The sequence below is a fragment of the Microbacterium sp. NPDC078428 genome, from assembly GCF_044542535.1.
Classification (GTDB): Bacteria; Actinomycetota; Actinomycetes; order Actinomycetales; family Microbacteriaceae; genus Microbacterium; species Microbacterium limosum.
This window is the reverse complement of record NZ_JBITUP010000002.1, coordinates 306275-317986: the sequence shown is the minus strand read 5'-3', so window position 1 is coordinate 317986 and position 11712 is coordinate 306275. Positions and strand designations below refer to the sequence as shown.

Annotated in this window: 12 protein-coding genes, 1 tRNA gene and 1 riboswitch; of the genes, 4 read left to right on the top strand and 9 right to left on the bottom strand. The window is 71.9% G+C overall.

Translation table 11 applies throughout. From position 1 onward, the window contains the following. Positions 1–16: 16 nt before the first annotated feature. Positions 17–1468, bottom strand: a complete 1452-nt coding sequence (locus tag ACIGCK_RS05725) for an RNA polymerase sigma factor (RefSeq protein WP_396664515.1) — start codon at positions 1466–1468, stop codon at positions 17–19. Between the two features lie 240 nt (positions 1469–1708). Then, positions 1709–1793, top strand: a riboswitch (ZMP/ZTP riboswitch). A gap of 71 nt (positions 1794–1864) precedes the next feature. On the opposite strand from ACIGCK_RS05725, the gene glyA reads away from it, so the two are divergent. After that, complete coding sequence (gene glyA, locus ACIGCK_RS05720) at positions 1865–3139, top strand: serine hydroxymethyltransferase (RefSeq protein ID WP_396664513.1); 1275 nt, start codon at positions 1865–1867, stop codon at positions 3137–3139. A 130-nt stretch (positions 3140–3269) separates the two neighbouring features. Further along, positions 3270–4157 (top strand): bifunctional methylenetetrahydrofolate dehydrogenase/methenyltetrahydrofolate cyclohydrolase, encoded by an 888-nt coding sequence (locus ACIGCK_RS05715; RefSeq protein WP_330170266.1) that lies wholly within the window; start codon positions 3270–3272, stop codon positions 4155–4157. Positions 4158–4276: 119 nt separating this feature from the next. On the opposite strand, the gene ACIGCK_RS05710 is transcribed toward ACIGCK_RS05715, so the two are convergent. From ACIGCK_RS05710 to ACIGCK_RS05675, 8 genes are all read right to left on the bottom strand, one after another. Continuing rightward, complete coding sequence (locus ACIGCK_RS05710) at positions 4277–5011, bottom strand: amino acid ABC transporter ATP-binding protein (protein WP_396664512.1); 735 nt, start codon at positions 5009–5011, stop codon at positions 4277–4279. Further along, positions 5008–5853 (bottom strand): amino acid ABC transporter permease, encoded by an 846-nt coding sequence (locus tag ACIGCK_RS05705; protein WP_396664510.1) that lies wholly within the window; start codon positions 5851–5853, stop codon positions 5008–5010. The genes ACIGCK_RS05710 and ACIGCK_RS05705 overlap by 4 nt, the downstream gene beginning before the upstream one ends. Positions 5854–5896: 43 nt before the next feature. Further along, entirely contained in the window at positions 5897–6739 is an 843-nt protein-coding gene (locus ACIGCK_RS05700) for a transporter substrate-binding domain-containing protein (RefSeq protein ID WP_396664508.1), read from the bottom strand. Between the two features lie 142 nt (positions 6740–6881). Then, the gene (locus ACIGCK_RS05695; protein ID WP_396664506.1) at positions 6882–7433 is read right to left on the bottom strand and encodes a hypothetical protein; all 552 of its coding nucleotides are present in this window, start codon (positions 7431–7433) and stop codon (positions 6882–6884) included. A gap of 43 nt (positions 7434–7476) precedes the next feature. Further along, a complete protein-coding gene (locus ACIGCK_RS05690) occupies positions 7477–8271 on the bottom strand; it encodes a transglutaminase family protein (RefSeq protein WP_396664504.1) in 795 nt (264 codons plus the stop codon). Between the two features lie 129 nt (positions 8272–8400). Further along, the gene (locus ACIGCK_RS05685) at positions 8401–8805 is read right to left on the bottom strand and encodes a four-helix bundle copper-binding protein (RefSeq protein ID WP_396664503.1); all 405 of its coding nucleotides are present in this window, start codon (positions 8803–8805) and stop codon (positions 8401–8403) included. Between the two features lie 244 nt (positions 8806–9049). Next, a tRNA-Lys gene (locus ACIGCK_RS05680) sits at positions 9050–9122 on the bottom strand. Between the two features lie 152 nt (positions 9123–9274). Beyond that, positions 9275–9943, bottom strand: coding sequence for a fasciclin domain-containing protein (locus ACIGCK_RS05675; protein ID WP_396664501.1), 669 nt, complete (start codon positions 9941–9943; stop codon positions 9275–9277). 352 nt (positions 9944–10295) lie between these two features. Between ACIGCK_RS05675 and sigK the strand changes: the two genes are divergently transcribed. Both sigK and ACIGCK_RS05665 read left to right on the top strand, forming a co-directional pair. Further along, entirely contained in the window at positions 10296–10895 is a 600-nt protein-coding gene (gene sigK, locus ACIGCK_RS05670; protein ID WP_396664719.1) for an ECF RNA polymerase sigma factor SigK, read from the top strand. Beyond that, entirely contained in the window at positions 10892–11707 is an 816-nt protein-coding gene (locus ACIGCK_RS05665; protein WP_396664499.1) for an anti-sigma factor domain-containing protein, read from the top strand. Before sigK ends, ACIGCK_RS05665 begins: the two co-directional genes overlap by 4 nt. Positions 11708–11712 lie beyond the last annotated feature (5 nt).

Genomic DNA, 11712 nt, shown 5'->3' with positions numbered 1-11712 from the left:
GTCTACGAGCGGGGCCTCAGCGGCCGGCGCCCCAGAACCCCTGCAGCAGGCCCGGCAGCTCGGGTGTGTCGGGCGGGCCGGGTTCCGCCGGCGGATCGGGCTGCTGTTCGCCGCCAGGATCGGGCTGCGGGTCCACGTCGGGCACCGGTTCGGGTTCCGGTTCCGGTTCCGGTTCGGGTTCCGGTTCGGGTTCCGGGGGTGGAAGGGGCGTCGGGGAGAGTGTCGGGGGTGGCGGGGGGGCCGGAACGGGGGTCAGCGACGGCCGTGACGGCGCGGACGGGGCGGGGTTCCCCGGCGCGATCGGCGCCGGCGTACCGGGCGCCGCGGTGTCGCGGTCGCTCCCGCGCGGCGTCGACCGCGACCCGGGTGCCCTCGTGCCAGGCGGCGTTCCGGGTGTCGTCGTGCCCGAGTCCGCGTCGTCGGACACGGAGTCGCCCGGGGCTCCGTCCGGTGTGTCCTCGGGGGCGGCCGGCTGCCCGGGGGTGGGATCGCGCGGCGCAGCGGTGTGCACCTCCGAGACGCGCCCGAACGGCGACGATCCGCCGCCTTCGTCCTGCGAGCCCGGCAGCAGCGCGACGGCGACGATCCCGCCCGCGGCGACGACCCCGACGGTCGCGAACACGGCGGTCAGGCCGGTGCCCGACATCCACCTGCGCATGCGCGGTGCGCTGAGGGGGGCGCGACCCGTCGGGGCGGAGGCGCGGGGGGCGGGGATCGGCGCGGCCACCGCCGCGGAGCGTCGCGCCGCGGCATCCGGCGTGTGTCGGAGGGTTCCCGGCGCGCGGCCGACGACCGTGCCCGGCAGCGCCGGCACGGCGGGGTGCTGCCCGGTGCGGGCGCGGGATGCCGCGTAGGCGGCCGACCCCGCGTCGCCGAGGGCGTGGTGGCGCAGCAGCGCGGGGAGGGACGCCGTGAAGGCGGCCGTGTCCTCGTCATCCGCCGTGCCCGCGCCGCCGTCCGGCCTCGCGCGCAGCCATTCGCGCCGCGCCGCCTGACGGGCGCCGTCGACGAGGGTCCCGACCGCCGTGGATGTCGCCCCGACGAGCGGAGCGATGGCGGCGGGGCGCAGCGCGTCGACCTCGGCGTACCAGAGCACCTCGCGCTGATCGGGGAACAGCGCCGCGACGGCCGCCAGCGACGCGGCGTCGGGCGGGGTCTCGTCGCCGCCTCGTGGTGCGAGCGTCGTCACGAGGTCGCCCGCGACGAAGGCGCGGAAGGCGCCTCGGGGGCGCTCGCCCGAGCGGATCCGGCGCCAGACGCGCGCGAACGCGGCCTCCGTCGCGATCTCGGCGGTGACGCCGCTCTCGCTCGAGGCGAGCAGCTCGCGCGCGACCGCACGGGCTGCCGGCCAGTGACGGCGCCATAGCTCCGCGAAGGCGGCGGTGTCGCCGCCACGCGTGCGTCGGACCAGTTCGACGTCGGATGTCTCCTCGACAGAGCGAGGATCATCCACGGACGTGGACGTCATATTTCTCCCCAAGAGCCCCGTGACCGGGCGGATCGCGCACCGCGGATTCCCCGCCGCCGTGCTCGTGCCCCCCATTGTGCCCCAGGGGAGCGCCGATGCCTAGGACGGGGTGTCGGCCGGCGTCCCGCGCACGTGACGGGCGGGCGGGTCGCCGCGCGGCGCCCCGCCGCGTCCGGGGCGACGGGGGCGCCTGCGCGGCGGGCCGCCGACGGCTTCGGCGGCCCGGGCATCCGGTATGCTCGGGGGCGTCGCAACTGGCGTTGAGGTGGGTGACCACCGGGGAGCGACCGACTACGGCATTCGACCGCACGCCTGGGCCGATGCGAGTTTCGAGGCGTCCGCTCCACGGGCGCCAGCTCACCGGAACCGTTCGAAAGCCGTCGTCCAGGAGGCGCCATGACCGACCCGCTCTTCACCGCCCCGCTCGCCGAGGTCGATCCCGAGATCGCGCAGGTGCTCGAGCGCGAGCTCGACCGTCAGCGCGGATACCTCGAGATGATCGCGTCCGAGAACTTCGTGCCCGTCTCCGTGCTGCAGTCGCAGGGGTCGGTGCTGACGAACAAGTACGCCGAGGGCTATCCGGGCCGCCGCTACTACGGCGGCTGCGAAGAGGTCGATATCGCCGAGGAGCTCGCGATCGAGCGGGCGAAATCCCTGTTCGGCGCCGCGTTCGCGAACGTCCAGCCGCACTCCGGCGCGACCGCCAACGCCGCCGTCCTCCACGCCATCGCCCGCCCCGGCGACACGATCCTGGGCCTCTCGCTCGATCACGGCGGACACCTCACGCACGGCATGAAGATCAACTTCTCGGGCCGGTTGTACGACATCGTCGCGTACGGCGTCGACCCCGAGACGTCGCTCGTCGACATGGACGAGGTGCGCCGCCTGGCGCTCGCCCACACCCCCAAGGTCATCATCGCGGGCTGGTCGGCCTACCCGCGCCAGCTCGACTTCGCCGCCTTCCGCGCGATCGCCGACGAGGTCGGGGCATACCTCTGGGTGGACATGGCCCACTTCGCGGGTCTCGTGGCCGCCGGCATCCACCCCTCGCCCGTGCCGCACGCGCACGTGGTCTCCTCCACCGTGCACAAGACGATCGGCGGCCCGCGGTCGGGCTTCATCCTCACCAACGACGAGGGCCTGGCCAAGAAGATCAACACCGCCGTGTTCCCCGGGCAGCAGGGCGGTCCGCTCATGCACGTGATCGCGGCGAAGGCGACGGCGTTCAAGATCGCCGCGTCCGACGCGTTCCGCGATCGTCAGGAGCGCACCCTGCGCGGTGCCCGCCTGCTCGCCGAGCGGCTGTCGCAGCCGGATGTCGCGGCGGCGGGCATCTCGGTCCGTTCGGGCGGCACCGACGTGCACCTCGTGCTCGTCGACCTGCGCGACGCGCAGATCGACGGCAAGCAGGCCGAAGACCTGCTGCACGAGATCCACATCACGGTCAATCGCAACGCGGTGCCGAACGACCCTCGCCCCCCGATGGTCACGTCGGGTCTTCGCATCGGCACGCCGGCGCTCGCGACGCGCGGGTTCGGCGACGCCGAGTTCGCAGAGGTGGCCGACGTCATCGCGCTCGCGCTGCTGCCGGGTGCCGACGTCGAGGCCCTCCGTGACCGCGTCGCGGCCCTCGCGGACGCCTTCCCGCTGTATCCGGGTCTGCAGCAGTAGGTCATCGCCTCTGGCGGGTTCGGTGCGAGATCCGTAGGATCACTATGGACATAGGTATTCGCGCCGGTGGGACGATCGGCGTCGAGATGACGACACCGGCGATGCCCTGACGACGAAGACAGGAGACGACATGACGGCTGCAAAGCTCGACGGCACCGCGACGGCGGCGGCCATCAAGGAGGAGCTGCGGGTTCGCGTGGCGGCGCTCGCGGAGCGCGGGATCGTTCCCGGCCTCGGCACGCTGCTGGTGGGGGACGACCCGGGCTCGCGCTCGTACGTGACGGGCAAGCACCGCGACTGCGCCGAGGTGGGCGTCGCATCGATCCAGGTGGAGCTGCCGGCGACGGCGTCGTTCGACGAGATCGCCGATGCCGTCCGCGCCCTGAACGACGACCCGGCGGTGACGGGCTTCATCACGCAGCTGCCGCTGCCCAAGGGCATCGACGAGAACGCGATCATCGAGATGATCGATCCCGCGAAGGATGCCGACGGCCTCCACCCCACGAACCTCGGCCGGCTGGTGCTGGGCGTCGACCCGGCGACGGCCGTCGCGGGTCCGCTGCCCTGTACGCCGCGCGGCGTGATCGAGCTGCTCGAGCGCCATGGGGTGACCCTCGCGGGCAAGCACGTCGTCGTGATCGGGCGGGGCATCACGGTGGGGCGTCCGCTGGGGCTGCTGCTGACGCGCCGCGGCACCGACGCGACCGTCACGCTGACGCACTCGCGCACGCCCGATCTCGCCGAGCAGGTGCGCCGGGCCGACGTCGTGGTCGCCGCCGTGGGCGTGCCGCACCTCGTGAAGGCCGACTGGGTCAAGCCGGGCGCGGCGGTGCTGGATGTGGGCGTGACGCGCGTGGGCACGACGGAGTCGGGCAAGGCGAAGCTCGCGGGCGACGTCGATCCCGGTGTCGCGGAGGTCGCGGGCTGGCTCTCGCCCAACCCCGGCGGCGTGGGCCCCATGACCCGCGCGCTGCTCGTCGCCAACGTCGTCGAGTCGGCCGAGCGCCTGGCCGGCTGAGCCGCCGGGCCGCGCCGCCTGGGCGCAGCCGACGGCCGAAAACAGGAGATGGGCCGGTGACAGGAAGTCCCTGGCCCGATCCTCCTGTTCTCGGCCCCGCTCCTGTTCTTGGCCGCGGCTCAGGCCCGGAAGCGGGAGAGGAACGCCCGGGTGCGCGCCTCGCGTGGCGAGCCGAAGACCTCGGCGGGGGAGCCCTCCTCGAGCACGCGGCCCTCGTCGAGGAACAGCACGCGGTGTGCGACGTCCCGCGCGAAGCCCATCTCGTGCGTGGCCATCAGGATCGTCGTCCCCTCCTCGGCGAGCGTCCGCACGAGCTCGAGCACCTCTCCGACGAGCTCCGGGTCGAGCGCCGACGTGATCTCGTCGAGCAGCAGGAGCTCGGGGTCGGTCGCGATCGCCCTCGCGATGGCGACGCGCTGCTGCTGTCCGCCCGAAAGGCGGTCGGGGTGCTCGCGCGCCTTGTCGGCGAGCCCGACGCGCTCGAGGATCGCCAGGCCGCGGGCCTCGGCATCCGCCCGCTTCTCGCGACGCACGACGCGGGAGGCGAGGGTGACGTTGCCGAGGACGGTGAGGTGCGGGAAGAGGTTGTAGCTCTGGAAGACGACGCCCAGGCGGGCGCGCACGCGATTGGCGTCGACCCGAGGATCGGAGATGTCGGAGCCGGCGAGCAGGATGCGCCCGTCGTCGATCGGCTCGAGCAGCCCGAGGCAGCGCAGCAGCGTCGACTTCCCCGAGCCGCTCGCACCGATGACGGCGACGACGTCGTGGGCCGACAGGTCGAGCGACACCCCGCGCAGCACGTCGCGGTCGCCGAACGACTTCCAGAGGTCGGTGGCCGTCAGCAGCGAACTCACAGCAGTGCTCCCGTCTGCTCGCGGCGGCGCAGCCGGGCCGTGTACCAGTCGGTGAGGCGGATCGTCGGGATCGCGAGCAGGATGAACAGGATGCCGGCGACGATGTACGGCGTGAAGTTGTACGTCTGCGCCGACTCGATGCGGGCGGCGAGCACGGCGTCGGTGGCGCCGAGGATCGAGATGAGGCCCACGTCCTTCTGCATCGCGACGAAGTCGTTCATGAGCGGCGGGGTGATGCGCCGGAACGCCTGCGGAAGCACGATCCGCCGCAGCGTCTGCCCGTAGCCGAGACCGAGCGCGCGCGCCGCCAGCCACTGCGACGGATGCACCGACTCGATGCCGGCGCGGATCACCTCCGACACGTAGGCCGAATACGTGAGCGTCACGGCGATCGTGCCGAGATAGATGACCGGGATGCGCTCGTCGGCGAGCGTCGGCAGGCCGAAGCCCACGAGGTACAGCACGATGATGAACGGCAGGCCGCGGAAGATGTCGGTGTAGGCCGCCGCCAGTGCACGCAGCGGCAGGAAAACGGGGCCCTGCAGGGTGCGGAGCAGAGCGATCAGCAGCGCGACGATCGCCACCGTGACGACCGACAGGCCGAGCACCTGCAGGTTGAGCAGGAATCCGTCCCAGACGGCGGGAAGCGCGTCCCACGCGATCGAGGGGTCGAAGAACGCCTGCTGCACGCCCGCCCAGCCGGAGGTGTTGATGACGGTGACCCACACGACGAGCGCGAAGGCGATCGACGATGCGATCGCGACGAGCACCGAGCGTCGCGACTGGCGCGCGCGGTATGCACGCCGCTCGAGTTCGAGCTCGCTGGGGGAGTGGGCGCTCACGGCTCGACGGTACCCGAGGCGGGGCGGGCGGACCCGCGACGGCTCACTGCAGCAGCGTGACGCCCTGGCCCTCGCCGAGCCACTCGTCGGTGATCGCGGCGAGGGTGCCGTCCTCGCGCAGCTCGTCGATCGCGGCGGAGACCTGCTCCGTGAGCGGGGAGTCCTTGCTCAGCACGACGCCCCACTCGTCGGGGATGCCGCCGGCCGGCAGCTCTCCGACGATGAAGGAGTCCTCGATGTACATCGCGGTCGCGAGGTAGGCGGTGGGAAGGTCGATGACGAACGCGTCGATCTGGCCCGCGGTCAGGGCGGCCACGACATCCTCGTTCGATCCGAACAGCTGTGGCGCGGTCGTGGGCTCCACGACCTCCTCGAGCGTCTGCGCGCTCGTCGATCCCGCCATCGCGCCGATCACGAGGTCCTTGAGCCCGTCGATCGAGTCCACGCCGTCGGCGGCGCCGCCCTCGACCGCGACGATCGCCTGGCTGGCGGAGTAGTACGGGGTGGAGAAGTCGACGGCCTGCTTGCGCTCGTCGGTGATGGTGTACTGCTGGATGTTGAAGTCGAAGTTCTTCGGGCCCGGGGCGATCGCGGCCTCGAAGCTCGTGCGCACCCACTCCACGTCCTCGGGTGCGAAGCCGAGCTTGTCGGCGATCGCATAGGCCACGGCCGCCTCGAAGCCCTCGCCGGAGGCGGGGTCGTCGTCGATGACGTAGGGGTAGTAGGCGATGTCGCCGGTCGCGATCGTGAGTGTGCCCGGCGTGACGTAGCCGGCGTCCTCCTCGGCGGTCGACGAGCCGTCGTCGGCTCCCGATGCGCAGCCGGCGAGCGTGAGCGCGGCGAGGGCGAACCCCGCGGCGGCGGTGGCAAGGCGGGAGCGCGTCATGGGGGCCTCCAAGGCGTGGGGTGTGCCCGGATGCCGCGAAGCGGTCGCGGCGAGGGCGTGACATTCCATTCTCCCCGCGCTCGCGGGCAGGGGTACGCCGAAGCGACGCATTGTTACACGCGCGTCATCCGGCGCCCGGCGCCTACAGCTCGTCGAAGAGGCGCCGCTGTTCGTCGGTGAGGCCGTCCTTCAGCTCGCGCCGGCCCTGCGCGGCCTGGGCCGACGAGGGGGCGGATGCCGCGGCATCCCCGCCGCGACCGCCCCGCAGCCGACGCGAGGCGGTGTCGTAGAGCGCCGACGTGCGGGCCTCGATGCGGTCGTTGACGAGGTCGAAGATCGCCCACGCCACGAGGAGGGCGACCGGGGGCAGAGCGTAGCCCCAGAACCAGCCGGAGACGTCCACGCGAGTGAAGAGCACGACGAGGATCCAGATCACGAGGGCGACCGCGAAGACGATGCCGTATTGCACGAGCTTCTCCGCGAGGGCGGTGCGGCGGCCCGAGGAGCGACGGGCCATGCCGAGGAAGCCGCGGTGGATGAGCGGCTTCAGCCAGATCGTCGCCGCCGCGAGGATCACGCCCGCCCACAGCGCCGCCCAGCCCACCCGCACGCCGGGCAGCAGCCATCCGATGAGGAGGAGGACGACGACGTCGAAGGCGTACAGCGACGCGAAGCGCACGAGCCAGGCTCTCATCCCCCCAGGGTGCCACTCCGGGCGGGGGCGCGCACCCCGCGTCTCAGCCGAGGCGGTCGAGCTTGGTGATGTCGTCGCCCGGCAGGGCGTCGGCCACCGCCGTCACTTCGAGGCCGTCGAAGGCGATGCGGCCGGCGATCGTCGTGAGGAACGCGGTGTCGGAGGCGTCTCGGCCCGTCGCGATGCGCAGCATGGTTCCGCGCGGGGCGAGGGTCGTGGCATCCACGACGTGCCAGCCGCCCTCGACGTAGGCCTCGGCGACGGCGTGGAAGTCCATGGGGTCGAGCCCGGGCGCGTAGACGGAGACGAGGCGCGCGGGCACGTTGCGGGCGCGCAGAAGTGCGACGCACAGGTGGGCGTAGTCGCGGCACACGCCCTGGCGAGCGAGGAGGGTGCGCGCGGCGCCGTCGGTGGGAAGGCTCGAGCCGCTCACGTAGGCCAGGCGCGTTCCCACCCAGGAGCTGACGGCGTCGAGCAGGGCGCCGCCGCTCAGCCCGCCGAATTCGGCGGCGGCCGTGGGTCCGAGGGTGTCGGACTCGCAGTAGCGGCTCGGGCGCAGGTAGCGGATGAGGTCGGTCGGGTCGACGTCCTCCGGCGGGATGCGGCCCTCGACGGTGGCCGTGTAGCTCGCGACGAGGGAGCCCGTGCCGGCCTTCACCCGGTGCAGGCGCGTGCCGTGCGCGTCGACGAGCTCCTCCGCCTCGACCGAGGCCCCGTCGAGGCTGAAGAGGATGCTCTCGGCGGATGTCGCGGCATCCGCCGCCACCGCGAAGGAGAACACCAGCTCGGCCGGCTCGGTCACGGTGAGGGCGATGCGGGCCCCGACGTCGCGCTTCATCCACCGATCATGTCAGGCGCGTGTGTCGCCCGCGTGAACGCGTGCGGCCGTCCCGGTAGGCGGCTCGCCCCACGATGGGGCCGACTTTTCACGTTCTCTCGCGGGGAGCCATGCAGAGCCGGTCTCGAATCAAAGTGCGGTGAGAAGTTCCGTGCAAGCCTGCTCACAGCGCCGGCAGGACTCGGCGCACACGCGGCAGTGCTCGTGCATGTCTGCGTGCTGCTCGCATTCGGTGGCGCAGGACTCGCACGCGGTGCGGCATGCCTCGAGCAGAGCGCGAACCGCCGCGACATCCGGCGCAGTCTGGCGAGAAAGCACGGCACCGGTGGCAGTGCAGATGTCGGCGCAGTCGGAGTTCCTCCGGATGCACGCCACGAGTTCCGCGACCATGTCCTCTGCGAGGCACGCGTCTGCGCAGGCGGTACATGCCTGGGCGCATTCGATGCATGCGTCGATACAGCGCTGAACGATGTCCCGTGCAACGGTCGTACCAGCCTCCGGGTGCGTGGCGAGCATCTGGTCAGCGACGGTCATGGTTGCTTCCTCTCCTCGGGGGCGTTTCCTTCCAGCGGTGATGGTAGAGCGCGGTCGAGTGCCCGGGCAGGGGGTTGCGGTACCGCCTGCGAGTCGCGTAGGCAGACTGACGAGGGCGACGAAACTCGGCGCGTCGCGCCGGTGAATGCGCACTCCGCCTTGTGGCGAAATAAGGGGCGGTTTCTCGTCGGGTCTTCCGACCTCGGTTTCCCGGCGGAACCGCGCGATCCGCGTGCCTGAGGGGTGGGCCCCGTGGGGCTCGAACCCACGACCCGCGGATTAAAAGTCCGATGCTCTACCGACTGAGCTAGAGGCCCGTGCGCTCCAGCCTAACGAACGCGAAGCGGGCCGGATGCCGCAGCATCCGACCCGCCCGCACACGACACGCGGCCGTCGGCGCCCCCTCGCAAAAGGCGCCGACGGCCGCGGCCGTCTCAGGTCGTCCCCCCGGACGACCGAGTCAGGGTGATCACATCGGGGGCATCAGCACCGAGTCGATCAGGTACACCGTGGCGTTGGCGGTCTGGACGCCACCGCAGATGACCATGGCGTCGTTGACCATGAGCTCGTCGCCGGAGCCGGTGACCTCGAGGTCGGCGCCGTTGACGGTCGTGTGCGTTCCGACGACCTCGTCGGGGCCGGCCTGGCCGGGCACCACGTGGTAGGTGAGGATCGACGTCAGAAGGTCGGCGTCGGTCTGCAGCGTCTCGATGGTCGCGGCGTCGATCTGCGCGAACGCGTCGTCGACGGGCGCGAAGACGGTGAACTCGTCACCGTTGAGCGTGTCGACGAGGTTCACATCGGGGTTCAGCTGGCCGCTCACCGCCGCGACGAGCGTGGTCAGCAGAGGGTTGTTCGACGCGGCGGTGGCCACCGGATCCTGGGCCATGCCCTCGACCGAGCCGGCTCCGTCGGGAACGGCGGCGGCGTAGTCGGCGCAGCCCGGGCCCACGAGGTTGGCGGCCGGGTCCATCGTGCTGTCGTCCATCTCCTCCGACATGGACGGGGCGCTCGAGGGCTCCTCCATCGAGTCGTCGGTGGTGTCCGCAGCACCCCCGGCACACGCGGTCAGGGCGAACGTGGCGGCGAACGCGAGCCCGAATCCCGCCGTCACACGCTTCTTCGTCAGTGTCGACATGACTTCCTCCTCCGATACGGGCTTCACGCCCGGTTTCTGTGGCAGCCCCTGGTGCGGGACGGTCCGTCGCATCTGCGGCGTACACGGGCTCTTCGGAACCCCGTGGGGATCGGATTGAGAAAGTCCGAAAGTCGTCCGGTGCGGCGGATGCGCGCGGCGCGTCCGCGCGCCTCGGGGAGAGCCGATGGCGCTCGCCCCAGCCTTCGGCCGCCGTCGCGGTGCACGGGCGAGGATGCCCATCCGATCGGGACACCGCATCGAAGAGATCGCGAACCGGCCGTGCATTCTAGGCCGCGGCGAATGCCGCATCCAGTGCGGTGGGTCGTTGAGGGTGCCCGAGGAGGTGTACGGCATGCTTGTAGACATGGTGATCGACGGCATCGACGTGCGCGAAGACGGCGCGTCGGGCGACCGCATCGCCGAACTCCTGGTGCGCTCCGCCGACGGCGACCAGAATGCCTTCGCCGAGCTGTACGACGCGATGTCCTCCCGGGTGTTCGGACTCATCTGCCGCGTTCTGGTCGACCGGGCGCAGAGCGAAGAGGTGCTTCAGGAGGTCTTCCTCGAGGTGTGGCAATCCGCCGCCAAGTTCGCTCCGAAAAAGGGGCAGGGCAGGTCGTGGATACTCACGATCGCCCACCGTCGAGCGGTCGATCGTGTGCGATCGGCGCAGGCGAGCACGGATCGCGATGTGCGCGCGGGGTTCCGCGACATGGATGTGGCCCACGACGGGGTCGCTGAAGAGGTGGAGCTGAAGATCGAGGGCCGGCGCGTGACCGGGGCGCTCGCAGCGCTCCCCGAGGCGCAGCGAGAAGCGCTGACGCTCGCGTATTTCGGTGGTTACAGTCAGAGCGAGATCGCCGCGCTGGTGGGCGCTCCGCTCGGGACGATCAAGACGAGGATGCGGGATGGATTATCCCGCCTACGACTGGAGTTGGGGGTGACGACATGAACGAGCAGCACTTCGCCGAGCTCGCTGCGGGCCACGCCCTGCATGCGCTGAGCCCCGACGACGAGCGGGAGTTCACGCTCGCCCTCGCCGCCCACCCCGAATGGGAGCACCACGTGAGGGCGGATGCCGAGGCGCTGGCCCGACTCGCCGACCTGAGCGACCCGATCGATCCGCCGGCGCGCGTGCGTCACGACGTGCTGGCCCGCATCGGGGCGATGCCCCAGTTCGCCGCGGAGCCTCGCGCCGAGGCCGCGACGGAGGAAGACGTCCCGGTCGTCGCACCGCCCGTGCTCTCCGACGTGACGGCCACCGAGGTGCCGGCCGGCGTCGGCACCGCCCCCACCCGCCGGGGCCTCGGCCGTCGAGGATGGTTCGCGCTCGCGGCATCCCTCGCCCTGCTCCTCGGCATCGGCGGCGCAGCGGCGATCGTCACGCAGCAGTTCGCGCGGCCCGCGGCGGTCGTGGCGCTCGAGCAGATCGAGCAGGCGGAGGACGCGCAGAGCGCCTCGACGACCCTTCCCGACGGCGGCGAGGCGACGGTGCACTGGTCGTCCTCGGTCGGCGAGGCGGTGCTCGTCTCCGAGGGGCTGCCGCCCATCGAGGCCGACCAGAGCTACGAGCTGTGGTTCGTGCGCGGCACCGACCCGATCGCGGCCGGCGTGTTCGAGGCCGACCACTCCGGCAACGCCACCGCGTTGCTGGCCGGCGAGATGTCGCCCGGCGACGTCATTGCCGTCACGGTCGAGCCACTGGGCGGGTCGCCGACGGGCGAGCCCTCGAGCGATCCCATCCTCGCCATCCCCACGGCCTGACACGC